Annotated in this window: 19 protein-coding genes and 3 pseudogenes; 14 read left to right on the top strand and 8 right to left on the bottom strand. The window is 67.2% G+C overall.

Translation table 11 applies throughout. The annotated features are described in order from the left end of the window. The first annotated feature begins 375 nt into the window (after positions 1 to 375). Together tap and tpg are read left to right on the top strand one after the other, a co-directional pair. Complete coding sequence (gene tap, locus ACFXJL_RS32810) at positions 376 to 2637, top strand: telomere-associated protein Tap (protein ID WP_384698686.1); 2262 nt, start codon at positions 376 to 378, stop codon at positions 2635 to 2637. 8 nt (positions 2638 to 2645) lie between these two features. Then, positions 2646 to 3203, top strand: a complete 558-nt coding sequence (gene tpg / locus ACFXJL_RS32815) for a telomere-protecting terminal protein Tpg (RefSeq protein ID WP_384698689.1) — start codon at positions 2646 to 2648, stop codon at positions 3201 to 3203. Positions 3204 to 3368: 165 nt separating this feature from the next. Here tpg and ltrA read toward each other — a convergent pair. Further along, positions 3369 to 5128 (bottom strand): annotated as a pseudogene (gene ltrA / locus ACFXJL_RS32820) (group II intron reverse transcriptase/maturase). Between the two features lie 1057 nt (positions 5129 to 6185). Between ltrA and ACFXJL_RS32825 the strand changes: the two are divergent. Further along, positions 6186 to 6920, top strand: a complete 735-nt coding sequence (locus ACFXJL_RS32825; RefSeq protein ID WP_384698692.1) for a dienelactone hydrolase family protein — start codon at positions 6186 to 6188, stop codon at positions 6918 to 6920. A gap of 247 nt (positions 6921 to 7167) precedes the next feature. Here the strand turns inward: ACFXJL_RS32825 and ACFXJL_RS32830 are convergent, their stop codons facing one another. After that, the gene (locus tag ACFXJL_RS32830) at positions 7168 to 7554 is read right to left on the bottom strand and encodes a MerR family transcriptional regulator (RefSeq protein ID WP_384698695.1); all 387 of its coding nucleotides are present in this window, start codon (positions 7552 to 7554) and stop codon (positions 7168 to 7170) included. A 59-nt stretch (positions 7555 to 7613) separates the two neighbouring features. Here ACFXJL_RS32830 and ACFXJL_RS32835 point away from each other — a divergent pair, with 59 nt between their 5' ends. Beyond that, complete coding sequence (locus ACFXJL_RS32835; protein WP_384698698.1) at positions 7614 to 8411, top strand: SDR family oxidoreductase; 798 nt, start codon at positions 7614 to 7616, stop codon at positions 8409 to 8411. Between the two features lie 170 nt (positions 8412 to 8581). Here the strand turns inward: ACFXJL_RS32835 and ACFXJL_RS32840 are convergent, their stop codons facing one another. Beyond that, positions 8582 to 9004 carry a hypothetical protein gene (locus ACFXJL_RS32840; protein WP_384698701.1) on the bottom strand — a complete coding sequence of 141 codons (423 nt, stop codon included), beginning with the start codon at positions 9002 to 9004 and terminating at the stop codon, positions 8582 to 8584. A 1780-nt stretch (positions 9005 to 10784) separates the two neighbouring features. On the opposite strand from ACFXJL_RS32840, the gene ACFXJL_RS32845 reads away from it, so the two are divergent. Further along, positions 10785 to 11384, top strand: coding sequence for a hypothetical protein (locus ACFXJL_RS32845; protein ID WP_384698704.1), 600 nt, complete (start codon positions 10785 to 10787; stop codon positions 11382 to 11384). Between the two features lie 46 nt (positions 11385 to 11430). Here ACFXJL_RS32845 and ACFXJL_RS32850 read toward each other — a convergent pair. Further along, positions 11431 to 11841 (bottom strand): annotated as a pseudogene (locus tag ACFXJL_RS32850) (transposase); the annotation flags it as partial. On the opposite strand from ACFXJL_RS32850, the gene ACFXJL_RS32855 reads away from it, so the two are divergent. The 4 genes from ACFXJL_RS32855 (at position 11835) to ACFXJL_RS32870 (ending at position 16302) form a co-directional block, all read left to right on the top strand. Then, positions 11835 to 12164: a transposase gene (locus ACFXJL_RS32855; RefSeq protein WP_384698707.1), complete on the top strand. Its 330-nt coding sequence runs from the start codon at positions 11835 to 11837 to the stop codon at positions 12162 to 12164. The pseudogene ACFXJL_RS32850 and the gene ACFXJL_RS32855 sit on opposite strands and share 7 nt — an antisense overlap. Before the next feature lie 358 nt (positions 12165 to 12522). Next, a complete protein-coding gene (locus ACFXJL_RS32860; RefSeq protein WP_384698709.1) occupies positions 12523 to 13659 on the top strand; it encodes a methyltransferase in 1137 nt (378 codons plus the stop codon). 564 nt (positions 13660 to 14223) lie between these two features. Next, on the top strand, positions 14224 to 14382 hold the full coding sequence (locus tag ACFXJL_RS32865) for a hypothetical protein (protein WP_384698712.1): 159 nt from the start codon (positions 14224 to 14226) through the stop codon (positions 14380 to 14382). Positions 14383 to 14787: 405 nt separating this feature from the next. Continuing rightward, a complete protein-coding gene (locus tag ACFXJL_RS32870; RefSeq protein WP_384698716.1) occupies positions 14788 to 16302 on the top strand; it encodes a S28 family serine protease in 1515 nt (504 codons plus the stop codon). A gap of 265 nt (positions 16303 to 16567) precedes the next feature. Here ACFXJL_RS32870 and ACFXJL_RS32875 read toward each other — a convergent pair whose 3' ends face one another. Together ACFXJL_RS32875 and ACFXJL_RS32880 are read right to left on the bottom strand one after the other, a co-directional pair. After that, positions 16568 to 17770, bottom strand: a complete 1203-nt coding sequence (locus ACFXJL_RS32875) for an IS110 family transposase (protein WP_384698719.1) — start codon at positions 17768 to 17770, stop codon at positions 16568 to 16570. 180 nt (positions 17771 to 17950) lie between these two features. Then, positions 17951 to 18885: pseudogene (locus tag ACFXJL_RS32880) on the bottom strand (ATP-binding protein); the annotation flags it as partial. Between the two features lie 320 nt (positions 18886 to 19205). Here ACFXJL_RS32880 and ACFXJL_RS32885 point away from each other — a divergent pair. Continuing rightward, complete coding sequence (locus ACFXJL_RS32885) at positions 19206 to 19580, top strand: hypothetical protein (RefSeq protein ID WP_384698722.1); 375 nt, start codon at positions 19206 to 19208, stop codon at positions 19578 to 19580. A gap of 20 nt (positions 19581 to 19600) precedes the next feature. On the opposite strand, the gene ACFXJL_RS32890 is transcribed toward ACFXJL_RS32885, so the two are convergent. After that, positions 19601 to 19762, bottom strand: coding sequence for a hypothetical protein (locus ACFXJL_RS32890; protein WP_384698725.1), 162 nt, complete (start codon positions 19760 to 19762; stop codon positions 19601 to 19603). Positions 19763 to 20593: 831 nt separating this feature from the next. Continuing rightward, a complete protein-coding gene (locus ACFXJL_RS32895; RefSeq protein ID WP_384698728.1) occupies positions 20594 to 21886 on the bottom strand; it encodes an alpha/beta hydrolase family protein in 1293 nt (430 codons plus the stop codon). A 359-nt stretch (positions 21887 to 22245) separates the two neighbouring features. Here ACFXJL_RS32895 and ACFXJL_RS32900 point away from each other — a divergent pair, with 359 nt between their 5' ends. Genes ACFXJL_RS32900 through ACFXJL_RS32915 form a run of 4 tightly spaced genes read left to right on the top strand, consistent with a single transcriptional unit; the run spans position 22246 to position 25827 of the window. Continuing rightward, positions 22246 to 23160, top strand: a complete 915-nt coding sequence (locus tag ACFXJL_RS32900) for an ABC transporter ATP-binding protein (protein ID WP_358938574.1) — start codon at positions 22246 to 22248, stop codon at positions 23158 to 23160. Then, complete coding sequence (locus ACFXJL_RS32905) at positions 23157 to 23948, top strand: ABC transporter permease (RefSeq protein WP_384698731.1); 792 nt, start codon at positions 23157 to 23159, stop codon at positions 23946 to 23948. Before ACFXJL_RS32900 ends, ACFXJL_RS32905 begins: the two co-directional genes overlap by 4 nt. Then, positions 23948 to 25168 (top strand): sensor histidine kinase, encoded by a 1221-nt coding sequence (locus ACFXJL_RS32910; protein ID WP_384698734.1) that lies wholly within the window; start codon positions 23948 to 23950, stop codon positions 25166 to 25168. Before ACFXJL_RS32905 ends, ACFXJL_RS32910 begins: the two co-directional genes overlap by 1 nt. Continuing rightward, positions 25165 to 25827, top strand: coding sequence for a response regulator (locus tag ACFXJL_RS32915; RefSeq protein ID WP_384698737.1), 663 nt, complete (start codon positions 25165 to 25167; stop codon positions 25825 to 25827). The genes ACFXJL_RS32910 and ACFXJL_RS32915 overlap by 4 nt, the downstream gene beginning before the upstream one ends. Positions 25828 to 26183: the final 356 nt, after the last annotated feature.

Below are 26183 nucleotides of genomic sequence, written 5' to 3' on the forward strand. Positions count from 1 at the left end.
TCCGTCGCCTTCCACTCTTCTGGCCAGGACCAGACCACGGCTGGCACCTACGTTGTCGGTCGGTGTAGCCAGGGCCGTCCGGCATCCCGGCCTGGCGGTCGCTGTGGAGTTGCTTGTCGCCTTCCCAGATCGCTGCGGGTTCGACCGACCACGGCAGCGTGCTTGCACAGCTACTCGAAAACGGTCCAGGTCCGGTGAAGCCGGGGCTTGGACGTCGCGGAGGTCGTGGTGAAGTCGGATTCGGCCATGACCCAAATAAAATGCCTGTTCGTTAACTCTCATTGATTGAATACAGCTTGGAAATGTACGCGGTAAGTACGCCATAAGTGCGGACTATGTTTCATTCATGATAGAGTCTCGAATAGGAGGTGTTTCATGTCCGAGTTGTTCGACGCGGTCGATGCCCTGATCGCTGGGCAGTCCCTGCTTCCTCCGCCGAGTGAGCGGGAGCGGTTGCGCAAGGCGCATGGCCTGACCCAGGAGCAGGTGGCCACGGCGTTGAAGGTGCGGCGGCCGACGATCGTGTCGTGGGAGTCTGGGAAGACGGAGCCGCGGCCGCCGCAGCGGGAGGCGTACGCGCGTCTGCTGGAGAAGCTGGCCGAGCTCTACCCCGCCACTCCGGCCGTCGCTCCCGTATCGACGCCGGCGCCCGAGACGTTCACCAACGCGCCGGCCCTCACGGAAGCCCCGACTCTGTCGACAGACCAGGCGCCTGAGGCTGCGGTCAGGACTGCACACGAGAACACCCAACCCCCCATCCCTGCCCCCGCTTCGTCTCCCGTGGCCCCTGCCGCTACTCCGGTCCCCGCATCACGTCCGACACGCACCGCCAGCCCGGCGTCGACCTCGCGCCGTCCCAGCGCGAAGAAGGCAGCCCCCGCCAGGACCACTGCCCTGGCCGTCGTTGATCCGCGGTTCGAGAACGGCCCGCTCGCGGTCGTCGATGTCGACGCCGACGGAAAGGTGTTGGCGTACTGCGTCGGCGGCCTGGTCCTCGAAGTCCCCTCGAAGTCGCTGCCGTCCCTGGTGGACTGGACCCTGCGCGAGGCGAAGCTCGGGGCGCCGAAGTTGTCCGGACCGGGGAAGCCGGCCGATCCGCTGCTCGTCCTCACCGACGCCGCCTTGGAGCGCTACGGCCTCCCGGTCACCCTCACCGAGGACGAACGACTCGCCGGCAGGTTGCCGGAGGGCCACAAGGTCGTCAAACAGCTGACCCGCGCGGAGTGGAAGCTCACGAAGCGTGGGTTCGGCCCGTGGGCACGGATCTACCGCCCGGCGGTCGGGTCGGAGCGAGCTTGCGTGCAGCTGTGCATCCCGTCCTGGCACGCCCTCGACACTCGGCACTGGGACACCGCCGGGCAGCTCCCGCCAGCCGAACTTGCCCGCGTGCTGGGTGTGTACGCCTCAAGGGTGATGACGCCGCGCGGCTCCACGGCCGTGACGGGCCTGGAGTTGATGACCGCGCTGCACCCGGCGACACGGGCTTCCGCACCGGACACGGACGGCAAGCGCACCTCGGAGCACAACCCCGGCTCGCTGGGCAAGGACCCGGTGGACTGCGCCCCGTGCGAGGCCCCCGACGGGCACCCGCTGCTCAAGGATCTGCCCCGGTTCCATGTGCGCGGCCCGGGAGAGAAGTTGTTCGAGGAGGCGTACGACTGGGCGCGGCCGATGACCGATGCCGAATGCATGCGCCGCGACCTGGTGGGCCTGGACGTGAACATGGCGTTCGCGGCCGGTGCGAACGGTCTGTCGGTCGGCCTTGGGGCCCCCACGCATGTGAAGGCCCCAGTGTTCGACCCGAAGCTCCCCGGCTCGTGGCTGGTGGACCTGTCGCATGTCGATCTGTCGCGGGTGAAGGCCGGGAAGCAGTGGGTGGAGCTGGACGGCGAGCTGCTGCCTTCCCCGTTCACGCCGAAGGGTGAGCGTCCGGCCGGCCCGGCCTGGTACGCGACCCCGACGGTGGCGTACGCGGCGGAGCTCGGCTACGACGTGACGCCGACCGAGGCGTACGTCCGTTACGAGAACGGCCGCTATCTCGACGGCTGGTACCAGAGGCTGCGCGATGCCTACCTGTCCACGATGGCCGACCTCGGTGTCCACACCGACCTCGCCCCCGAGGACTTCCTGACGGCGATGGACGGCTACAAGGGCCGTGACCCGGAGCTCGCGATTGTCGTCTCGGCGATCAAGGCGACGGTGAAGGGCGGCCTGGGCAAGCTCCGCGAACGGCCCCGCGGTGAGGGCTGGCGGCCGGGGGAGCCGTGGCGTGCCCTGTCCCGCCCGACGTGGCGGCCGGACATTCGCGCGGCGGTCATCTCCCGCACCCGCATCAACCTCCACCGCAAGATCGTCCGTCACGCGGCGTTCACCGGGCAGTACCCGGTCGCGATCCTGTCCGACTGCGTCGTCTACGCCGCCGACGGCGAAAGCCCACTCGACTTCCTGCCCTACCGGGAAGGAAAGCCGCTGCCCGGTGGGTTCAAGCTCGGCATCAACCCGGGCCTGGTCAAGCACGAGGGCACCCAGAGCGTCCTGTGGGGCGAAGAAGTCCGCGAGCGGTTCAACGCACCGGAGCTCAACCTCGCCCGATACATCAAGGACGGCACCGTCACCGACGTCGACAACGGAGAATAGGGCAGACGATGAGTCTGATCGGGGACGGCCTCAACAAGGCGGTGCAGAAGGCGTTCACCCGCCCAGCACCCAAATCCGCGGGCCCGCAGATGCGGTACCTGGTCAAGCAGTACAAGGGCACGAAAGCGGTCGCCGACCTCCTCGGCATCTCCCAACGCACCGTCGAACGATACGTGAAGGACCAGATCAAAACACCCCGCAAGGATCTGGCCGCGCGCATGGAACGCGAGGTCAAGAAGCGGTGGCAGCCCCAGATCCGGGCCAAAGCGAAGGAGAAGGCGGCGTCCACGGGCGGCATCGTCATCGACACCCGCGCCCGCATGGGCTACACCGCACCCATCGGAACCACCGACCAAGACCGCATCCGCCACCTCACCATCGCCCTCCCACCCCGCTACGCCGCCCGCCTCTTCGACGCGCAGGAGCAGGGTGCCAGCGACGCCAGGCTCCAGGAGATCGCGGCCGAAGCACTCAAAGAGGTCTACTTCCAAGATGGTGGCCGCCGCGCCGGCTCCCTGGAAGAGGTCCGGTTCACGGACATCGAGCACCTCGAATTCGACCTCTAGCAGGGCCGTACCCCGAACAGTCTGCGAGCCCCGGACCTCAGTGGTCCGGGGCTGTGGTCGGGTAGCCGGAGACCATTGCTGATCCCCGGCCCCCTCAGAACCGGACGTGCGACTTTCACCGCATCCGGCTCAAGCAAGCCCCATGGGCTTCGCAGGTCGGCAGAGTTATGTGGCCCGTTTGCCGTCGCCAGCGTGGTGCTGGCGGTGGCATTCGGAGTGCACGAGGCGAAGGTTGTTCCGCTCGTCCCCGCCGCCGTCTCGCCGGTAGGTGAAGTGATGCTTGTGGAGCATCTTCTTCGAGGCCGCGAACCAGTTGATCCACTCGCGTGGGCTGTCCGGCTCGTACTCGGCTCCGACGATCAGCGCCTGCTTGCAGAGAGGACAGAGCCCCTGCTGCCTAACCGCCAGGAGAAGACTCGTCTTGTCCATCGGCGGTGGCGCTTTCCTGCGGCGGCGGTTCCGCCAGTACTCGGCCAGGTCGGGGTCGTCCGGAGACGCTCCGCCCTTGACGAGCTGGTGGCGGACGATGCCGGTCCAGGCGAACTTAATGAGGAACGCGCCGCTGCCGCGGTCGCCGAACACCCATCGGTCACGCCGGGACGGTGGAACCTGCCGAAGTACCGGGCCGCGACCCAGTGACTCGACTTGTTGCGGTGACGACGCCTGGCCCATTTGAAGGTCAGCCGCCACACATAGTGATCCAACGACGAGAACGTCGTCGAGGACGCCACCGCCCGGTAGTAGGCCGCCCAACCGCGAACGATCGGGATCAGCCTGCGCAACACGGCCTCGGCATTGGACCCGTGCAGGGCCTTCACCTCGGTCCGCAGTCGCGCCCGGAGCCTCGCGCAGGCCGCTGTGCTCGGCTTGATGATCAGTTTGCCGCCCGTGCGGCGGACGGTGAAACCGAGGAAGTCGAACCCCTTATCGAGGTGGACGACCGTGGTCTTCTCCTCGTTGAAGCGAAGACCCCTCGGCTCCAGCCAGTCCTCCAGCCGGGCCCTGACCTGGTGCACCTGGGCTTCGTCGTGACAGAGCACGACGAAGTCGTCGGCATACCTCACCAGCACCGGAGTGCCCGGCATGGCGCCGGGCTCGCGCCCGGTCCGAACCGTGTATTGGCACCCTGCGGCCTGTTCCAGTCCGTGCAGAGCAACATTCAGCAACAGCGGGCTGATCACACCGCCTTGAGGAGTTCCCTCCTCAGTCGGTGCGAACCGGCCGCGGTCGATCACGCCCGCCTTCAGCCAGCCCGCGATCAGGTCCCTGGCGGGGAACTGGCCGAGCCTGGTAATGAGGTGGGTGTGGTCAATGCGGTCGAATGCCGCCGACAGGTCCGCGTCCAAGACCCACAGACGCTTCGGGTTCTTACCCTTCACCGTCCAGAAGATCGCGGATATCGCGTCCTGGCAGCTGCGGCCAGGCCGGAAGCCATAAGACCTCGGCTCGAACCGCGCTTCCCACTCGGGTTCCAGCGCGTTCTTCACGCGGGCCTGGAGAACCCGGTCACGGATGACCGGGATGCCGAGCGGTCGCTGTTTCCCGTTGCTCTTCGGGATGAACACTCGCTTGACCGGCCTGGCCTTCCACGGATTCGACGACCGATGGATCTCGGCCGCCAAGGTGCCTCTCGCCTTCGGCGTGAGGGCCCGTTCTCCGTCGATGCCAGCGGTCATGCGACCACTGCTCTGTTGCGTCACCCGCTTCACGCTGACCAGCGTGTTGCTGCGGCTTCGCAGCATGAGCTTCTGCAAGTTGCGGACCTTCTTGAGGTCCCCGTCCTGCGTTGCCTTGAAGATCCTCTGCCTCAGCCGCCGTACGTTTTCCTCGCAGGTGGCCCAGTCGATGCCGTGCCAGTCGAGTAAGTCGTCCTCGGGTCCGTTCACCGCAGGCGAGGACGTCACGACAGGTGCCGTGATCTCCATGTTTGCCTCCGGTGTCTAACTTGTCCCTCGGTTCGAGCGTCCTTGCAGTGGTGACTTCAAAGGCTCACCTGATCCACCGTGGGCGCCCTTTCGGGCCGGGCCACCAGGGCCCGTATCCGGCGAGTATACGAGAGCGGGTGAAGGTCCCGACCTCCCGGTTTCCTCTGGCCTTTCGGCCTGCCGGCCTTCGCTTCTTGGATCTTCCTTCTCCCGCCGGGGACTTCAGCCTTCCTTGCGGTCGGCCTACCAAGCCGAGGCTTGGACCCCGTCGGGGTTTCCACGTTCCGCACCAGTAAGACGCGACTGGGGTGGGCGCCCCCTCTACTCCGAGACCAGCGGTGTCCTCCCTCCGGGAACAGTTACCCGAAGGTCGCTTGGTGCCTTCCAGCACCGGGTCCTATGACCGTCGCTTACATGCCATCGCACGGTCCTAACGTCACGGAGCATCATCGAGGGTTCACTTGCGTTCGCCCGTCCAGCCTTCCCCTCACCTGTGGCTCCCGGATGGCCCGGGTGCTCTTGGGCTTGAACGCTCGGCTTCACACCCCGCCGTTACCAGCGACGCATGCGAGCGCGGGGACGGGCCCTGGACACTGGCCCGAAGTTCAGCCGATCGATACCCCCTTCACGTGGCTGTCCTTACTTACTTGGTGCGACCTCGTGTCGCACACTGAGTACGTCAGTTGGCGAGTGAGCGCCTGAGTTGGCGACTTGAGCGGACGGTGTCGACGGTTCGAGCGACCTGGGTGTGTCCCGTCGCATTGAAGCTGTCGGATTCTCACGGTGTCGCATGCGGCGCGAGTCGGTTCTCATCCGATCGAGGTATCCGCTCGGGTTGGAGTGCTGGCATCGGCTCGTAGCCGGTGGGCTACGCTGTGCGGCTATGAATGCCGGGACGGCCTCGCGCCACACACGGATCGGTGACCCGGGGCTCTTCTGAGCGCCGTACGGGCCGGTTTGGGCCCGCTGTTTGATCGAGGCTCTTGCGCTGCTGCGCGGGCTCCGCCTCCGTCGTGTTGATCACAGGCTCTGCACATCAACCACGACAGGAGCATTCATGCCCACCAAGACGCTGCGGATTCCCACCGCGGACGGCCAGGCCGACGCCTTCGCTGCCTTCCCCGACCACAGCGAGCGGCACCCAGGGGTGCTGATGTACGCGGACGGCTTCGGCATCCGGCCCGTGCTGCGGGAGATGGCCCGCGAACTCGCCGGGCACGGCTACTACGTGCTCGTCCCCAACTCCTTCTACCGGCACGGACCCGCACCGCTGGTCGAGCTTCCCGATTACATCGGAGACGAGGTCCGGCCTGCGGTCTTCGCACAGCTGATGCCCCTGATCGAGGCACACACCGCCGAATGTGTCCTGAGCGACGCCGGCGCCTACCTCAGGTTCCTCACCACTCAGCTTGAGGTTGGCGCCGGACCGGTTGCGGTGACCGGCTACTGCATAGGCGGCCTCTACGCGATGCACACCGCAGCGGCCCACCCCAACCAGGTGGCAGCCGTCGCCGCGTTCCACGGACCCGTGGGTGTTCATGGGACCAATCTCTTCTCCAAGCTCACCGCTCAGGTCCACCTCGGCCACGCGGAAGGTGACGTGACACCTGAGGCTCTCGGCGTGCTCAACCAGGCTCTGGATGGGGCAGGTGTCGGCTACACCTCCGAGATCTACCCCGGCACCATCCACGGCTTCACCATGTCCGACACCGACGCTTTCAGCGCCTCCGGGCTGAAGCGCCACTGGGATCGGCTGCTCCCTCTTCTAGACCGCACCCTGGCCAACAGCTGAGGCTCCAGCCCGGAAATCAGGCCTGAATCGGCCGCGACCAGCGGACGGCATGGCGGGCCACACCGATGTCTCCATGGCCGTGGCCCGCCTCTACCGCGAATGAGACTTCCCTTAAAAGCCACGTCACTTGAGAACCCCGAGCCACCGCGGTCGCAAACGGCCTGGCATCCCAGCTCGTCAACGGCCCACCATCTGACAGCCGCAGTGCGACAGGACAGGGTGGTGCAGAAGGCGTCGAGCAGAGGCTTCATTGGCTGGTGGAAGGGTCGTTGCGGCCGACCCCGGCGGTGATCGCTTCGCCTGCGTGGATGATTGAGCTGAGCAAGGCGCGGGCGTCTTGGAGCTGTTCGATGGAGCGGCTCAGGCGCTCGCGTTCGTCCTTGAGGTCCTGAGTCATTTCCTCGCAGGTCGGCGCCAGGATGGCTCCCTCTTCGGCCATGCAGGGCAGCACCTCCCGGATCAGGTCGGTGTTCAGCCCGGCCGTGAGCAGGATGCGGACCCGGCGCACGGCGGCCACATCGGACTCGCGGTAGCCGCTGGCCCGTCGCTGTGGACGCAACAGCCCTTGCTGCTCGTAGTACCGCAGGCTCCTGGTGCTGGCGCCGGTCCGCTTCGACAGCTCACCGATGAACATGTGACTCCCGGCACAGAGATTTGACTCTGACATTGACGTCAAGGTTTAGCTTAGCCGCCATGGCAACGAATCACAGCACCCAGGCACGTTCAACCATCGATCCGAAGCCCCTGGCAGGTAAAAGGGCTGTCGTCACCGGCGGCACTATCGGCATGGGCCGGGCCATCGTCCAAGCCCTGACCGACCGCGGCGCCGACGTCATGTACACCGGACGCAGCGACCAGCGACTCGCCGAGGCCCAAGCAGCGCTCGACACCCCGCTGGCCCACCCGGTGCGCTCAGACGCCACTGACATCAACGCCATCGCCGCCCTGCGCGATCAGGTCGCCGACCGCCTCGGCAGTATCGACTACCTGTTCATCAACCAGGGCATCGCCGAGTTCCAGACACTCGAAGAGGTCACAGAAGAATCGTGGGACCGCATCTTCGACGTAAACGCCAAGGGCGCCTTCTTCACCGTCCAACGGCTGGCGCCGCTGATATCTGAGGGCGGCTCGATCGTGTTCACCACTGTCTCCAACGACCGCATCTTCCCCGGTCTCAGCGCCTACTCCGCGGCAAAGGAGGCCGTCGCCGCCTTCGCAAAGGTGCTCGCCGCCGAACTGCTCCCCCGGAAAATACGCGTCAACGCGATCGCCCCCGGCTTCATCCTCACCCCCACCATGGGCGTCGCCGAACTGACCGACGAGCAACGCGCCGAGTTCATCGCCCAGGGCAACGCCTCCACGCCGATGGGCCGAGGAGGCACCGTGGAAGAGGTCGCCGCCGCCGCGCTGTACCTCGCCGCCGAGGCCACCTTCACCACGGGCATGGAACTGCCCGTGGACGGCGGGTTCGGCCAGGGCCTCAGCGAATGACCGCCTTAGCCCGGCGTCCAGACCGAGCCAGCGAAGCCAGTCGTCCACCTGCCCCCGACGCCCGGGCCCGGTCTCGCCCCGACTTGGGTCAGTCCGCCGCCGTACGACGGGAGCGCGGATGACGCCGGGCAGTTGGCGGGAGGTGGCGGCCGGGGTGAAGAACGGCCCGGTCATGCCGAGTTGCCCTGTTGTGTCGTCCGCGTCTCGGTTCCGGGGGCAACGAGGCCATCGAAGTTGGCCATGGTGGTGGGGTCGTCGCACAGACCGGTGAGGTCGGTGTCGACGGGGGTGAGAGTGCCGTTACTTCGGACGGTCCAGGCCACCAGCGGGTCGATGATGGACGAGCAGTCCGAGTTCTTGAACCGAGCACTCCACCCGCCCCCAGGGATGGCGGCGACGACGGGGTGCACGCCTTCCGAGAGCCCGGTGAAGGCGCGGCCGTTGTTCGCCGGGACAAGTCGACCGCTGCGCTCATCAACGACGAGCGCTTGCCCCTCGTCGTCCCAGGCAATGACGGGCTTGCTCCTGTAGACCGTGCGACCGCCCTCTTCCTGCTTGTAATGCGCTTCGTAGGGGTGTTGTGCTGGGATCACTACGTCTCCTGGGCAGGTTGGTACTGGTCCTCGGGTGACCGTACGGCCGCGGCGGTCTGTCCGTCCCGGGGTTTGATCAGTACCTGTTTCTGAACCCAGTAGCCGCAGGTCAAGGGCCATCAATCCGGAATGGGTGCTATGTCGAATCGTTCGGGGAACGGTCACCGTGACTGTTCCCCGAACGGAAACCGGTGAGGCTCAAGCACGGGAAGTGGCACATGCGGCATACGTGCTGTGGCACTACTCATCAGCAGGGCCCTTCCGAGGTCTGCGGGCCGGCGGCTTTATAGGCACTCACCCGTGGAAGCACTCGACGCGGGCTGGTGGCGGTATTCGGTCAATCTCCAGCGGACCGTCTTGTCTCTTCTCAGGCCACCGGCAACCTTCGTATAGACGCCATCTCGGATGCATCGTCTACGGAGGAGACAGTCGTGCGAAGAACTCCAGCTCTCCGTCGCTCGGCCCTTGTGCTGGTCAGCGCCAGTGCATTGCTCGGTGGTATGGCTCTGGCTCAGCCAGCCCAGGCAGCCCCCACCGAGGTGTGCCAGACGCTGAACGCGACCGTGAACAACTCCGCAGGGCAGACCGGAGGATATGTTCAGGGAACCTTCTGTATCAGTGCCGGCGGCGCTGCACGGCTCCACAGCGGCTACTACAACTACGTCGAGGACTATCAGGCAGACGGGGTGGCTGCTCGTGCCTACGTGAGGCACGGCGGAATCACCAATGGTCCGCTCGGCACGGACAGCACATCCACCCCTGGGGGAACAACTCTGGACTCGTGGGATCACACCAACTCAGGCTTCACCTTACGTCTGTATGTGTGCCTTGGCACCACCTCCCCAGGGGCATCGGGAGCGCGGTGCGCGTCCGATGTGATGTATGGATGACCTGGACCACCGTCAGTACCTATGCTTGAACCTCGGATTTGGGTAGCTTTGCCTTCTAGGCTGATGGGATGTCCGAGGGCATCGGGGAAGTCTCGCAACGGTTCTGTGAGAGCTGCGGCAGTCGGCTGCCCTCGGAGGCTCCGGCTCGTGCAAGGTTCTGTTCGGCGTCCTGTCGCGGCAGGCAGTGGCGGTAGGACCAGCGGTTGCGAAAGCGTGTAGCCGCAGAGTTGAGTGGTGCCGACAGGGTCGAATGTCCCGAGTGCGGGGCGACGTGGGTGGCCGGGACGGATCGCCGTTCGAAGGCGGTCTACTGCTCGCGGCGGTGCGTCTCCGGCTGGACCGGTGAGGCGCTGGTGCGCCGCTCCACCGTGCAGACCATGGGCACATGGCTCCGAGCCTGGGGCGGGACGGCGGTCACACTTCACCCCGAGGACGGCCCCGACGAGACCGTGTCAGTGGAACGGGGCCTTGGTCCTGGACGGCCTGGCGCGCTCGACGCTGGGAAGATGCAGCATCGACACCATCCCCCTTTGCTTCATTGAGGACCCGGTCGTGATCCTCACGGGCGACGGCGCCCACGGGCGGATCCCGCACCGGGTTATGGGGAACTGGCCCCGGAGCACGCTGACTGCCCCCGTGCTCTGGCGGACACGATCGTCGCCGCCGCCGAGCCGGATAGGACCGGCTACCGAGATGACGCCACCGTGAGTACCTGTTTCTGATCCCTGCTCGGTGGACGTGCCCCTGGACCACTCGGGCTTCGTCTCCCCGAAGTGCAGCTCCGTGGGCAGCAATCAGATTGAGGCGGAGTCACGTGTCCGGACAGCGCTCACTCCGCGTGGCTGTGACAGCTCGGAGGGCCGTCACAGCCCACTGGATACCCTCCCGGTATGAAAATCATGGTGGGAGGAATCGTTGCCGGGATGGGCTTTGGGGCGGTTACCTCGCTCGTCAACGCGCTTTCGTCGCCGTACATGGAGCTCGGGATGTCATTCACGGGCACTATCTGGGCCAAGGCTGCCAAGGTGCTCAGCCTGCTAGTGGACGCGGGCTGGTCCTGGGCCGCGCTTGCGGTGGCGATGGGCTGGCTGGCCGGGACATGGGTCCGAGGTGCGCTGGTCGGGGCTCTGGCGCTGGTCGCTGCCACGGTGGCGTACTACGTGACCGATGCCCTCGTCTCGGGAGCTGGCACGGATATGGTCACCTGGTTGATGGTGGGCCTCCCGTTCGGACTGGTCCTTGGTGTGGTAGGTGCAGCCATCAGGCAGCCTGGATTGGTCGGCTTGCTTGCGGCGTTGACGGTTCCGGTGGGTGCGGCCATGCAGATGGTCGTGATGCCGCCTCGGCGGCACCTCACCTTGACCCCGGCAATTATTCTCGCCGAGGTCATCGTGTGGACGGCCGCTGTGCTCGGTGTCGGCTGGGCTGTCTACCGTTTCTGGGTTGAGAGGCGAGCGGCGCTATTTATGCAGCGCGTTCAGTCCGGCTGAGAAGTAGTGCACCCGGAGGTCACGAGCAGCTTGCTGCGGAGCTTTTCCGGGTGAGGCGCCTGGTCATAAGGGTGATGGCCGCCCAAGTGATCAAGGTTTCGGAGTGTTGGACGAGGCGTTCGTAAACGCGGGCGTGCCGGCGGGCGTGCATCATCCAGGCCCATGTTCGTTCGACTAGCCAGCGGTGGGGCAGCACGATGAACCCGGAGGCGTCCTTGGGGCGGCTCACGGTCTTGATCGTGAGGCTGAGGTACTTCTCTGCCCAGGTCACGAGCTTTCCGACATAGGCGGAGTCTGCCCAGACGATGGTGATCTCTGGATGCATCAGGCGGAGGCGGAAGAGGAGTTCCTTGGCGGCGTCGCGGTCGGTGAGCGAGGCCGGGGTGACCATGACCAGCAGGGGCAGGCCGCGGGCGTCGACCACCAGGCGCCGTTTGCGGCCATTGATCTTTGGCCCTTATCCCGGCACATGCCAAGAGTACCAACGGCCGCAAACGACATATCACCGTGGACGCGCTCGGCCTGCCCGTGATGATCACGGCGACGTCCGCCGACATTCAAGACCGCGACGCCGCCCGCGACGTCTTCTGGCGCCTGCGCCTCACCCAGCCACAGATCACCCAGGTCTGGGCCGACCGCGGCTACGCCGGCGAACTCGTGGACTGGGCCCGCGACCGACTCTGGCTCACCCTGCGCATCGTCTTCCGGCCCAAGGCACCAAGGGCTTCGTCGTCCTGCCCTGCCGCTGGAAAGTCGAGCGCACGATCGGCTGGTGCATGAACGCCCGCCGCAACGCACGCGACGACGAACGTCTCCCGCAGCACTCCGAAGCGCACCTGAACTGGGCACTCACCGCGAACCAGCCAGTGGACGAAGAAGCCAGACCGTTGACCTGGCCTGACTGGTGCTTTTGGCAGCCGAACAGCACCTGTGCGAGCCTTCTGCCACTCCTTCGAAAGGGCTGACCCCGATGCTCGGCATGGTTGTCTGGGACGTCCGCTCTCGCGCTTCGACGCGAGAGCGGTAACGGCCACCTGTCTCAACGCACACGCCCGTCCCATAGACAGGCGTGTGTTCGGCCTGCTCCTCGTCGAAGTGCTCTTCGTGCCCCTGCACGTTCGACCACGAGGAGTACGTGGTGTCCACCATCCACTGGACCGAAAACCACACCCACCAGTCCGCCCGTTGGCATTCCGAGAATGCCGCCCCCCTTCCCCGGCGAACCGTCGTCGCCGACGACCGGCTGAAGGCCAACGACGCCTACCGACAGGCGTGCGAAGGAACGGCCCTGCTCTGGCGAGGCGACTTCCACAACGCCCAGCAGCTCCTGCAGGCGATGGGCCGCCGTATCGACCGCAAACCGCCCAGGTTCACCACGTCCCCCAGCGAGAACTTCCACCTGCACCGACGCAGTAGTAGTCACCGCGCCCGAGTCCTCGCAAAGCTCCTGGTGCTGTTGGACGACGACTACACCTTGACGTTGCGCCGGGCGCCCGACGTCCGCCAGGCGTGTCTGGAAGCTTATGGCTCCTCGAAGGGGCCCGTGGCGGTCTCTCTACGGGAACTGTTGGGAGTGATCGGCGCTCACCAGTGGCGCCTGAAAGGGATCGAAGTGCCAGCGCTCGGGACTCGCATCCACCCCCACTACGGCGTGTTCGCACCTGTCAGAGGTGAGTACGTTGACCTGGTCGCCCACACGCCACTGCCGCCGGCGACCCGGCACACTCCCGCCAGCAGCACGGCATTCGACCTCGGCACGGGAACGGGCGTCCTCGCTGCGGTCCTGCCCCACCGCGGAATCCAGCACGTCGTGGCCACCGACATCAGCCCACGTGCCCTGGCCTGCGCCAAGGAGAACGTCCACCGGCTAACGTTGACCGACCGTATCCAGGTGTCGGGCCCCGGCATGTTCCCCGAAGGCCGCGCCGACCTCATCGTCTGCAACCCGCCCTGGCTCCCCGCTCGTCCGACCGGCCCCATCGAACAAGGCGTCTACGACCCGGACAGCACCATGTTCCACAGCCTCCTCGCCGGACTGCCCGCCCTCCTCCGACCAGGTGGGGAGGGCTGGCTCATCCTGTCCGACCTGGCAGAGCACTTGGGCCTTCGGACACGTCAGCAGCTGCTCGACGCTATCCAGGCCGCACAACTTCGCGTTGTGGACAAGGGCGATACCAAACCCCGACACCCACGCTCCAAGGACGCTGCCGACCCACTCCACACAGCGCGAAGGGCAGAGACCACGTCCCTCTGGCGTCTGATCCCGGCACCATGACCGGCACCCGGACCACGCAACGGCATCCAGCCTCCCGGTTCACCAGGTGAGCACATCCCGTGGGTGACTTCGCCGCGCTCACGGGATGACCAGCCGGCGGATCAAAAACGCCTACTCAAGGTTCGGTGCGACAGGACACGTCCGTGCTGTCCTGTGCCATCGGACCGGGACCGATTGCCACTGGACTTGGACCACTGGGTGGGTTTGTGACAGCGGAGATGGACCGCCGCTGGCCGGGCACGCCGGAGATGCCTTCGCCGAAGCGGGGGCTCGGCGCTCTATCGCTCCGAGTTCGACTGCCGAATCGTCCTCGTCGGTGGGGGCTTGTGTCGCCCGCGATCCTTCGCGACGGTGGCGCATCGACTTTGACGTCGCTTGCTGACACGGAAAGGCGTTGATCGCCCTCTGCCGGCACGCCGTCTCGATCGAACGACTCCTGGAACGCGCCCTCAATCACCTGCCCGTCCTGATCGCGGACGTCATCACCGAGGTAAGTACCTGATGCGCTGAGGCTGACGAGACTCGAAACAGGAGTACGCCGCACTGGGGCCGCACCATGCGTCCGTGGCCAGACAGGGTGAGAAGATCACAGATCACGACCGGACCGACGAGATGCAGGCAGTGCTGAGTGCGCTGGTGCCGGCTGTTGAGAAGCTCATGCAGGCGACCGAGATCTCAGCGCGGAAGCAACCGAGAGGACTCAAGCACGAGTTCGCCTATTGATCGAGGCAGCACGTGCCGCCTACCTCATGGGCAAGAACTGCGCGGACGACATCGTTGATCGTGCTATCCCGGCCCCGGTCCAGTAAGCACAACACTGCTAGACATGCCCGCGCCGTCGCCGTCGCCCGACGTCCGGCGCTACGCCGCCGCCCTGCCCCAGTTCCAGCAGGGCGAGTCATGGTAGGAGATCGGCGTCGACGACTCGGACCAGCGCCGCGAACGCTACCCAGAGCCCGCCAGCCGCTGAGGTTGCGCGCGGCGCCTACCAGGGTTCGATCGGCCTCGATCTGCCTCCTGCGCGGGAGCCGGTTGGTTTCCTCTCCCTCCCGTGGGGGAGGTGCCTGCCCCACGGGAGGGATCTGCGGCTCGGGTGGCCGCGGTTCGCTGGGAGGTATGAAAGACACGATGACGCGCCTACTCGCACCGGCTCTGCTGACCGCGCTTGCGGTGTCCGGGCTGTCCGCCCCGGCCTCCTGGGCCCGGATTGAGCCCCGGGGCGAGAGTGCGGCTCCCAGCCGGTCCGTGGCTCCCGGAGACGACGTCCGAGCCCGGATCGCGGCCATTCCCGGAATGCGGGTACTCGCTGAACGGCCCGCGGCCCCGGGGCGGATCGTCCTCGATCTCGCCTATCGGCAGCCCGTCGACCACCGGCACCCCCGCGAGGGCTCCTTCGATCAGCGGCTGACTCTGGTGCACAGGTCGACCTGGCGTCCCATGGTGCTCTACTCCGGCGGCTACGACCTCGGGCTGTCACCGGAGCGCCGGTCCGAGCCGGCCGTATTGTTGGACGCCAACCAGATCACCACCGAGCACCGGTACTTCGGGACCTCCCGGCCCCAGCAGCCGGACTGGTCCAAGCTCACCATCCGGCAGGCGGCCGACGATCATCACCGCATCGTCACCGCTCTCAAGAAGGTGTACCGCGCCCCCTGGATCTCCACCGGCGGCAGCAAGGGCGGAATGACAGCCGTCTACCATCGCCGTTTCCACCCGGACGATGTGGCGGGCACGGTCGCCTACTCCGCCCCCAACAACACGGACGACCGGGACGACACCGCCTACGACGCCCAACTCGACCAGGTCGGCACCCCGCAGTGCCGCGCCGCGCTCAAGTCCGTCCAGCGTACGGCGCTGATCCGACGCGCGGCGATGACCGAGCGGTACGACCGCTGGGCCCAGAGCGAGGGAAGAACCTTCCGCACCATCGGCAACGCGGACCGCGCCTTCGAACTCGCCGTGCTGCGCCTGCCAGCGATGTTCTGGATGCACCAGCCAGCAGCTAGCTGTACCTCCGTGCCCACGACCGCGACCGACGACCAAGCGCTCTACACGTGGATCGACCGGGTGACCGCGCTCCCGGTCTACACCGACCAGTCCCTCGACCCCCTCACCCCGTACTTCCACCAACTGGGCACCGAGCTCGGCTATCCGCAGTACACCACTCCGCACTTGACCGGGCTGCTGCGCCATCCGGGTGTGCAGGAGGTCCGCTCCTATGTGCCGCGGGAGATCCCGCTGCGATTCCGGCCCGGCGCGATGGCGGACATCGACCGCTGGGTACGTCACCAGGGCAGCTCGCTCATGTTCATCAACGGCGAGACCGACGTGGCGGTCGCGGAACCTTTCCGGCTGGGCAGGGGCACCCGCGACTCCCTCCTTCTCGACGTGCCCGGCGGCAACCACCACACCTCCATCGCCGCTCTGAAGCCGCAGGACGCCGCGCGGGCCCGCGCCACTCTGCTCCGCTGGGCCGGACGGACCACGGCTGCGTCCAGAACCGCGCTCGCCTCGTCCGCGCCCTCTATGTGCGGCTGGACCGCCTCACCGAACCCGCCTCGGCTGTACCGTAGTTCAGGCAGAGGGGGAGCGGCCTCAGGATCCCAGGGCCTACGCGAACGCCAGTGCGGTGCCAAGGCTTAAGCAGGGGTAACGTTCGGAGGGGGTGGTGTGCGTCGGGGCGGTTTGTTTGGGGTGTTGCTGGTTTGCCGAGAGGGGAATTAGCGGCTCGGGCGGGCAGGTTGGGGCTCTTGAGCTGGGGTTGTGTGTTCTGTTGAGTGGGGCTGGGTCTGTTGTAGGTAGTTCTAGCGTGTAAAGGCCCGGCGGGTGTTTGTGCTGGTCAGGGCTGTTCTGTCTGCTCGGTGGGCGTGGGCTATCGGCTTCGGGGGGGGTGCCCCTATGGGTTTCGTCAACCTGTGGGGGTGGGTTGGGGTTCGTGGAAGGTGCCGTCGCGGAGCATTGCGAACAGCACGTCGGCTCGGCGTCTGGCGAGGCAGAGGAGGGCCTGGGTGTGGTGCTTTCCCTGGGCGATCTTCTTGTCGTAGTAGGTCCTGGACGCGGGGTCGGCCAGGGCGGCGAATGCGGACAGGAAGAAGGCCCGTTTGAGCTGCTTGTTTCCGCGGCGGGAGGGTTGTTCGCCGCGGATCGACGAGCCGGAACTGCGGGTTGCCGGGGCGAGGCCGGCGTAGGCGGCGAGGTGGGCGGCGGAGGGGAAGTTGCTGCCGTCGCCGACGTCGATCAGGATGCGGGCTCCGGTCCTGACGCCGATGCCGGGCATCGAGGTCAGGACCTGGGAAAGAGGGTGTGCCTCCAGCAGTTCCTCAATCCGGCCGGCCAGGACTTTCCGCTGGTCGAGCACCGCCTGGAGCGAGGTGGCGAGGCTGGGGACGATCAGCGCGGCGGCGTCCGTGCCAGGGACGACGACGGTCTGCTCGTCGAGGGCGGTGAAGATGTCATCGACCAGACGCTCGGCCATCCTGGGGGCCTTCGGGCGTATGAGGGTGACCAGCCGTCGGCGTCCGGCCTTGCGGATCCGGGCCGGGGACCCGAACCGTTCCAGCAGGGTGAGGACGGCCGGGTGCTGGATCCGCGGGCCGATCACCCGTTCCAGGTGCGGGTGGATCTGGGTGAGCAGGCCCCGGAGCCGGTTCCCGACCCGGGTGACCTCGCCCGCGAGGTCGTCGTCGAATCCCACGATCATCTCCAGCTCGGCGATCGTCTCGTCTTCGAGGTCGATCGCCCGCAGGGTGTGGGGCATCGCGCGGGCGGCGTCAGCGATGATGAACGCGTCGCGGGCGTCGGTTTTGGCCTCGCCCGGGTAGAGGTCGGCGATCCGCCGCATCGTCAGGCCGGGCAGATAGGCCACCCGGCAGCCCATGTCCCGCGCGACTGCGAGGGGCAGGGCCCCGATCGACGCGGGCTGGTCGACCACGACGAGCACGGTCCCGTGCTTGGCCTGGAGTTTCACGAAGACCTCGCGCAGTTTCGGTTCGCTGTTGGGCAGGCGCTTGTCGAACGCCTTCTTCCCGGCCGGAGTGACGGCGGTGGCGTGGTGTTCGCCCTTGCCGACGTCCAGACCGAGGTAGACGTCGATGTCGCCGGTGTCGATCACGTGCGTCCTTCAGTCGTGCCCGCCCGGCCGTCCGTCGGCACCGATCGCCACATCCACATTACGAAGAGCCTCCCTGTCTCCCGGAGGAGTCGGTGGTCATGCCCCTGATCAGCGGTCTGTCAGTGCCTCCGGGACCGGTGACACCACCCCCCGGGCCATACCTTCAACAGGGGGGAGCAGTCATGCCGGGCCCGGAGGCCGGGAGCCCCATTGCGGGACCACCAAAAAGGTAATGGGGGGGGAGCGGTGGTGGGTTTCAGCGAGGTGGTCGAGGCGGATGGTGTCGAGGGTGGTTTTGGTGATGCGTTCGGTGCTGTCGTGGATGGCGGTGATGGCGGCTTGGCGGATCAGTCGGGTGAGGGATCCGATACGGCCTGCGGTGCGCTGGTGGAGGTAGGGGGCGTGGCGGGGAGGGTGCCGGGTTTGTGGAGGGCGAGGTCGAGATTGTTTTCGATGTCGGTGATGACGTCGCGGAATGGGTGGCGGGTGCCGTGACGGGCGGGGAGGGGGCCGCAGTGGACGAGAGTGGCGCGTCCGGCGAGTTGGGCGCCCCGCGTCCCGGTGAACAGGGGTGTGTCGGTGACGTTGATGCCGGCGTAGACGACTGTCGCGGGAAGGCGTTCGCTGAGGTCTTTGATGGGGTCGGCGGTTTGGGCGCCGGTGGTGGTGCGGGGGTTGAGGCGGTGGATCTCGTCGATCATCACCAGTTGGACGCCGGCTTGGGTGTAGGTGTGGCAGACGGCTTCGGTGATCTGGGTCTGGGGCATGCGCGCGGCCACGGGGATGCCGAGGTAGCGGGCGAACTCGGTGGTGAGGGTCTTCGCGGTCGCGCCGGGCGGGACCAGAACATACGCGATGGTTACCACAACGTTCGCTGATCCGGGCAGCGGCGGGTTTTTGCGGGTGTGGGCGAGGTGGCAGGTACGCCCGACGTTCAGGAGAGCGGTGGGTTTCCCTGCTGCGGCGGGTCCCGTGACGATGAGGGAGAGCCGGGCGGTGGTCTGCTGGTGGCGTCCGAGGATCATCAGGGTGCGGACCTGGGTGGCCAGGGTGTGGATGGCGGGGGTGCGGATGGTGACGAAGCTGGAGTGGTAGGCCAGGCGTTCCTCCGCGCTGCTTCGTCGCACGCCGACGTCCGTATCGAACCCGAACCGCGCATCGAGCGTTTGGGCGTCGAGGTGGAGCGGGCCCGGGCCCTGGAACGAGGACCACTCTGCTTGGCGTCACCGCTGACTGTCCTGGCGCGCGCGGGCGGGCCGGTTGAGTAGCGGGCCGGGTTTTGGCTGAGTGTGAGTGCTCAGGGCGGGGCGCCGAACTCCTCTTACCGTCGGGGTGGTAGTCGAGCGGACCGGACGGCGGGGAGAGGCTGGACTACTCGGTCCGCCTCCCGGCCTGTGAACCGGAACCGGTCCAGGGCTTCAACGAGCTCTACCAGTTGGGCCGTGACGACACGGGCGAGTACGGCTGGGGAACTTTCCTGGGCGAGTATCGGCGCAGTCGCGATGGGTGGCTCGCTAAGAACGTGCCCCTGGCCGGCCTGCTGCTTATCGCCCGCAATGGCGGCAGCGACATCCTCTTCCTGGACCTGAACCCGGCCGCTCATGGCCAGCTCCACGCGTTCGTCCATGACATCGCCTGGCAGGGGTATCTGGGCAACTATGTCTTCACGAAGGTCGCCGACAACTTCGACTCCTACCTCGACAGCCTGTTCATCGACCCCGACATTGCAAGCGACAGCAGCGGGGCCCGGACGGTGGACGCCGCGCCGGACGTGCCCAGGCGACAGGGGAACTCGGAAGTCGTCCCCTAAGGCCGGCGGACGCGGCCGCCTTACGCGGGGTTCTTCACGGAGAGCAGCAGGCCAAGGGGCCGAATCGCCCCGTGGGATGGGACTTCAATGACTACCTCTCCCTTGCCCTCCGCGACGAAGTCGGCGACCTGGACGCAGAGCCGGGCCGCCTGGAGGCGTGGCACGTCCTGCGCGCCGTCCACTGCATCCTTCCGGGGCGACCAGTTCACCCCATTCATCCAGTGCGCACAGGACGCCTGGGAAAACACCGTCGAACTCATCCGAGTAGTGGCCCCACGGCCGTAGGCGGCCCAGGTCAGCACCCACGCCTTCACGCCGCAAGGACGCGGACACGGGGTCCGCCGGCTGGGCCGTCCTCGCCATCGCGCTGCACAAGCAACTCGCCGCGACCCGTTGACCGGGCTCCTACGCCGCGACGCCTACACCACCCGCGACCGCCGGATCTGCGCCCGCCACGTCGACACAGCCGTGGTCTGGGTCGACGCCGACCACGTCAAGGCGTGAACGACATGACGGGCCACGTGGCAGGTGACACCGTCCTTGCCGCGATCGGCGCATGACTCACCGCTTGGGCGGGCCCGCGCCCCCACCGACAGGCTCGGAGACCACGAGCTCGCCGCCGTCGTACAGCTGCCTCCGCCGGATGATCAAAAGCCGGAGCAAATGAGCCACTTCGTCCACATGACTATCCGGCAGCGGTCACCTGGCCAGACAGGATCGCCCTACCAGGTGTGGAAACGGGTCGCCTCCCCGCTCACCGATCAGGCACAGTCCCCGGCATGGTCACACCGGCTCTCATCCCGGGACTGGAGCTCTCCCGGCGCTTCTACGTCCAAGCCGTGCGGCCCCTGTTGGACGAGCATGCTCCCGGAGTCATGCATCCTGCTGCCCGTCTCGGCAGCGGCTCAGAGACACGCACGACTGTCTACGACACGGGGACGAGGGCCGAAGTCTTCAATGGGAGATTTTCTTGGTCGCAGTTTGTCCGTGTAGTCCTTACTGGGTCTCTTGTGTCAACGCAGGATCTCCACCTCGGGGTACCGGCCGCCGGGGTTGTCGAAGAGGGTGGTGGGCCGGTTCTTCAGGTGGACGTCAAAGAAGGCCGTGATGGTGGCGCGTTGGGCCGCCAGGGATCGGTGGGGGTCGATGGTGCCGATGAGCTCGGAGGCTGCTGGGATCTTCATATGCGGAGTGAGCTGCGGAAAGATGACCTGCAGGTCGGAGTAGGAGCCGTGTTTGGCCTTCCGTAGGTGGAGTGCGTGCTTCCAGCCGGTCGAGGCTGCCCAGAAGGACTTCCAGCTGGCGTTGTTCTCAAAGGTGTTCACATCGGAGGTCATCAGCAGGAACGGTTTGGCGACACCGGTGCGGACGACCGGGCCGTGGAACCCGCCGTCGAGGTTTGCCGCCGCACTGATGCGCGGGTCGTCGTGGGCGAGCTGGGCGGCCACCGAGCCGCCCAGTGACTGGCCGTACATGCCTGTGCGGGAGAGGTCCATCGCCGTGGGCAGCCCGGCCGGAAGGGGCTTTTTCTCGGCGTCGGGGTTGCGCCCGTGCGCCAGAGCGTCGATCTGTGTCAGGACGAACCCTGCGTCCGCGACGCGTGCGCGGGAGTGCTTGTCCAGGAGCTTCTCGATGACCTTGGGGGTGAGCTTCTCGGGCAGAGGTGTGTTTCGTACGACCCGGCCGCCGGGGAACTCGACCTGATCCACCTCGTAGGTGGGATCGATGGTGACCACGACGTAGCCCTGGCTGGCCAGTTCCTCGACCAGCGTGGTGCCGAGCGCACGGTCGCCGCCGTCTCCGGAGGAGAACAGCACCACCGGCAGCTTCCCGGCCGGCCGGGCGACCGGCGCACCGATCCTCGCGTGGGTCTTGATTCCCCGCCAGTCCACCGCTCCGGACCTGACGGTCAGGAGGGGTGCGGAGCGCTTGTCCCAGTCGGCCGCAGCCGCGGAACCCAGCCACGGGGCGACCGGGAACTTCCCTCCCCGCTCCGCCGGGTACCACACGCTGACCATCAACTCCCGAAAGGGCTTCGACGGCACCAGGGGGTCGTGTCGCGTCCGGTCGACCAGGTGCAGGTTCACCGTGCCGATCGGCCAGTGCCCGGTGGGTGCGGGCAGCGACACCGGACGGCCCGTCGCCGACGGGCTGGGAGTTGCGGTCGGCTTCGCGGCGGGCCGCGTGGGGGAGTTGGTAGCGGAGCAGGCGGTGCCCACTGTGGCGAGGACGGCGGCGGCCGCCGCAGCCCTCAGGAATTCCCTCCGGGCGGGCCGTGAACGGGGGGCGGTCGGGTCGGTCGGCATGGATCGGCTCCTCAAGTCGTCGTCCGGATGCGGCTGAAGAAGCCTTTCTGTTGCGGCCCGGCCCGGGACACCTGCCGGAGGACGTTCTCGGCCTGCATCGGCGGAGCGACATCCCGCGATCTTCCTCCGCGAGGAGGACACGGCCGTCGCACCACGGTCGTACGGGGCCGCAGGCCAGCCGCCCTCCCACCTGGGCGCATGTGCTGTGGTGAGCGGAGCTGCATACAACCTCAGGAGGAGGCCGCTCCTCCTTACGGTGCAGGGCCCGCGCTGAGGTTCATACGGCGGTCTCACTTTCCCGCCCGGGCCAGAACGTAGCTTCGGGCAGCGTTACACCACCGTGTGTCAGGAGAAAGACGATGATCGAAGCCAAGTCCTTGACCAAGCGCTACGGGGAGAAGACCGCCGTGGCCGGTCTTAGCTTCACCGTCCGGCCGGGAGTGGTCACCGGCTTCCTCGGTCCGAACGGGGCTGGGAAGTCCACCACGATGCGGATGATTCTCGGGCTCGATGCGCCTACCTCCGGGCAGGTCACCGTGGGTGGGAAGCGGTACGTGGACCATCGCGCACCGTTGCACCAGGTCGGGGCGATGCTGGAGGCCCGTTCCGTACACACCGGCCGATCGGCTTTCCACCACCTCCTGGCACTGGCGGCGACCACGGGCATCCCGCGCCGCCGGGTCGAGGAGGTCATCGACCTCGTCGGCCTGCGGCAGGTGGCCGGGAAGCGGGTCGGCGGATTCTCCCTCGGCATGTGTCAACGACTCGGCATCGCAGGCGCGTTGCTCGGCGATCCGCACACAATCATCCTCGACGAGCCGGTCAACGGCCTCGATCCCGAGGGTATCCGCTGGATACGCAACCTCCTGAAATCGCTGGCCGCCGAAGGGCGCACCGTCCTTGTCTCCTCACACCTGATGGGCGAGATGGCGCTGACCGCGCAACACCTCATCGTGATCGGACGGGGCCGGCTCATCGCCGACACCTCGGTCGAGGAGTTCACCGGGCGGGCCTCCCGGAAGACGGTGTCGGTGCGGACCGACGAGGCATGGCGTCTCGGGCCGCTGCTGGCCGGTCCGGGCGTGAGTGTCACATCCGGCGCGGACGGCGGGCTTGAGGTCACCGGCATGAGCTGTGAGGGGATCGGCCGCATCGCAGCCGAGCACCGCATCGCCCTCAGCGAGCTGACGTCGCACCACGCCTCGTTGGAGGAGGCATTCATGGAGCTGACCGATGACGCTGTGGAGTATCGAACCACCAGGAGCAAGGCATGAGCGTGGAAACCACCCCTCGTCCCCAGGTCGCACCCGGCCGGATCACCCAGGGCCGTGTCCTGCACTCCGAGTGGATCAAGATGCGCAGCGTCCGCTCGACCCGCCTCACCCTGGCCTTCGCGGTGGCGGCGCTGATCGGCCTCGGCCCGCTGATCGCGTTGTTCGCCCCCGCGCAGGGTCTGGATCCGGTGGCGATCAGCACGACCGGCTACCTTTTCGCGCAGCTCGCGGTCGGTGCCCTGGGCGTCCTGGTGGTGAGCGGGGAGTACAGCACTGGCATGATCCGAGTCTCGCTCACGGCGGTGCCGCGGCGCCTGCCGGTCCTGTGGGCCAAGACCGCGGTGTACGCGGTCGTGACCTGGGTGTCGATGACCGCGGCGGCCGTGGCCGCTTTCCTGTTCAGCCAGGCGATCCTGGCGTCCCGGGGGCTGGCGACCGCGTCGCTAGGTGACCCCGGGGTGGCGCGGACGGTACTGGGCAGCGCCGCCTACCTCACCGTCCTGGCGGTGCTGAGCGTGGCGATCGGGGCGCTGACCCGTGCGACGGCGGGCGGCGTCGCCGCCATCCTGGGGATCCTGCTGGTGCTGCCGGTACTCACCCGGGTCCTGCCCTCAACCACGGCGGACACGGTGGCCCGCTACCTGCCGGGCAACGCCGGCCAAGCGATCTTCACGCTCGACCAATCGTCCGCTACGTTGTCGCCATGGGCGGGCTTGACAGTCTTGTCCCTGTATGCCGGAGTGGCCCTGGCGGGTGCCGCATCGATGCTGCGACGACGGGACGTTTGATGAGCGCGGCGCCACCGACCGCCAAGGAGCGGGATGCTGGCGGGGACCAGTGCGCCCCCGTGTGCTCGACGGCGAGAAAACTGTGGCGATTGGCGTCCGGGCTGCCGCCCGCGATCTGGGACGGGCTTCTGGCGGCACTCCTGTTCATGGCAGTTCTGGGGCCCAGCCGCCAGGAAGGCCCCCGGGGGCTGCTCATCCAGGCGGCCCTATTGCTGCCGCTGGTGTGGCGGCGCCGGGCGCCTTTCACGGTCTTCTGCGTCATCACCGCCGTGGCGTTCGCGCAGTGGCTGATCGGCGTCCAGTTGCCTGCCGACGTTGCGCTGCTCGTCGGCCTCTACACGGTCGCCGCGCACGCGGACTGGCGTCGTCTACTGCCGGCCGGCGTCGTCATGGCGGTGGCCGTCCTGATGGCGGCGGCTCGCTGGGCGCCTCCCGGCCGGGTCCTCGCCTCGGTGGCTGCCATGAGCGCCATGGCCGTCGCCGCCGCCGTCCTAGGTAACAACATGCGCACCAAACGTGCGTACGTGGCATCCCTGAAAGAACGGGCGGTGAACCTACAGCACGCGAACGCTCAGGAGGCGCGGCTGGCAGCGGCAGAGGAGCGGGCCCGTATCGCCCGCGAGATGCACGACATCGTCACCCACAATCTGTCCGTCATCGTCGCGCTCGCCGACGCTGCGGTCTACACGCGGCGCGGTGGGTCTGACGAGACGGTCATAAGCAGGATTTCGGAGACCGGTCGGCAGGCATTGACCGACATGCGACGCTCCCTCGGCGTCCTCCAGGCCGACGAGCCCGATGCACAACGCCACCCCGTCCCCGGAATCGCCCAGTTGGAAGCCCTCGCCCAGCACATGCGCGCCGCCGCGCTGCCTACCCGTCTGACCCTGGAGGGCGACCCCACCGCGGTGCCCACCGCTGCCCAGCTGACCGTCTACCGCCTGGTGCAAGAAGCCTTGACCAACACTCTCAAGCATTCATCCCGCGGCACCCAAGCACAGGTCCGCGTGGTCTGCGCCGCACGGACTGTCACCGTCGACGTCACCGACGACGGCATCACCACGCAACCTCTGGTCTCCCCGTCTGGTCACGGAATCGCCGGCATGCGTGCCCGCGCGGCCGCCTACGGTGGCTCCCTTACCGCCGGTCCACTGCCCAGCGGGGGCTGGCGGGTCTTCGCCCACCTCAACCTCGACCCGGCCGAGGACGGTGCGGCATGACGATCCGCGTCCTGCTCGTCGACGACGAGTCACTGCTGCGGCTGGCGTTCCGCATGGTCCTCGACGCCGAGCCCGACATGGACCCGGTCGGCGAGGCGGCGGACGGCTCCCAAGCCCTCCAACTGGCGCGCCAGCTGCGCCCCGACGTCGTCCTGATGGACATCCGCATGCCCGGCACCGATGGCATCGCGACGACCCGCCGGATTGCGCAGGAACTCCCGCACACGCGGGTGCTCATCCTGACCACCTTCGACCTCGACGAGTACGCCTTCGCCACACTTCGCGCTGGAGCATCCGGCTTCCTCCTGAAGAACTCTCGCCCCGAGGACTTGCTCGCCGGGATCCGCAGCGTGGCCGCAGGCGACGCCGTTGTCGCCCCGCGTATCACCCGCCGCCTGCTGCAGACCTTCGCTCACCAACTCCCGCACAGCACAAGCCCGGACGATGACGAGCGCGTGGGCCGCCTGACCGTACGCGAGCGCGAAGTACTCGTCCACGTTGCGCAGGGCCGGTCCAACGCCGAGATCGCCGTGGCTTTGCATCTGGCCGAGACCACCGTCAAGACGCACCTGAGTCGCATCTTGATGAAGCTGGAACTGCGCGACCGCGCCCAGGCCATCGTCTTCGCCTACGAAACCCGCCTCATTCAACCCCCGTAAGACACCGCCCGGACCAAACTGCCGAGGGAACGAGCATCAGCAGGTGAATCGCTCCTGAACAGGCATTTCGCCGAGATCCATACGCCGTGCGCGGGGCCCGACCGGAAAGCGGTGACTTTGTACGTGCACTCGACACCGGATGTCATAACGGTTGCCCCCGGTTGCGGCAGAACTTGTGTCGACGAGTTCCGGGTTCTGGCGCAGATCTTGGGGAGTCGTCGCGGAGCGTTACCTCGGTTTTCGATTGCGTGGGGTTCCCACCCCGGTCTCTCGACGTGAACGCTCACCTCGTACCCTCCGCGCATGACTGATGGTTCGTTCCGGTGCCGCTGTGTCCTCTGCCATGACTACGGTGA

The organism is Streptomyces sp. NPDC059256, from assembly GCF_042753785.1.
GTDB lineage: Bacteria > Actinomycetota > Actinomycetes > Streptomycetales > Streptomycetaceae > Streptomyces.

Coding starts and splice junctions, on each gene's coding strand:
- tap (WP_384698686.1), top strand. CDS start 376: ATGTCCGAGTTGTTCGACGCGGTCGATGCCCTGATCGCTGGGCAGTCC.
- tpg (WP_384698689.1), top strand. CDS start 2,646: ATGAGTCTGATCGGGGACGGCCTCAACAAGGCGGTGCAGAAGGCGTTC.
- ACFXJL_RS32825 (WP_384698692.1), top strand. CDS start 6,186: ATGCCCACCAAGACGCTGCGGATTCCCACCGCGGACGGCCAGGCCGAC.
- ACFXJL_RS32830 (WP_384698695.1), bottom strand. CDS start 7,554: ATGTTCATCGGTGAGCTGTCGAAGCGGACCGGCGCCAGCACCAGGAGC.
- ACFXJL_RS32835 (WP_384698698.1), top strand. CDS start 7,614: ATGGCAACGAATCACAGCACCCAGGCACGTTCAACCATCGATCCGAAG.
- ACFXJL_RS32845 (WP_384698704.1), top strand. CDS start 10,785: ATGAAAATCATGGTGGGAGGAATCGTTGCCGGGATGGGCTTTGGGGCG.
- ACFXJL_RS32870 (WP_384698716.1), top strand. CDS start 14,788: ATGACGCGCCTACTCGCACCGGCTCTGCTGACCGCGCTTGCGGTGTCC.
- ACFXJL_RS32895 (WP_384698728.1), bottom strand. CDS start 21,886: ATGCCGACCGACCCGACCGCCCCCCGTTCACGGCCCGCCCGGAGGGAA.
- ACFXJL_RS32900 (WP_358938574.1), top strand. CDS start 22,246: ATGATCGAAGCCAAGTCCTTGACCAAGCGCTACGGGGAGAAGACCGCC.
- ACFXJL_RS32905 (WP_384698731.1), top strand. CDS start 23,157: ATGAGCGTGGAAACCACCCCTCGTCCCCAGGTCGCACCCGGCCGGATC.
- ACFXJL_RS32910 (WP_384698734.1), top strand. CDS start 23,948: ATGAGCGCGGCGCCACCGACCGCCAAGGAGCGGGATGCTGGCGGGGAC.
- ACFXJL_RS32915 (WP_384698737.1), top strand. CDS start 25,165: ATGACGATCCGCGTCCTGCTCGTCGACGACGAGTCACTGCTGCGGCTG.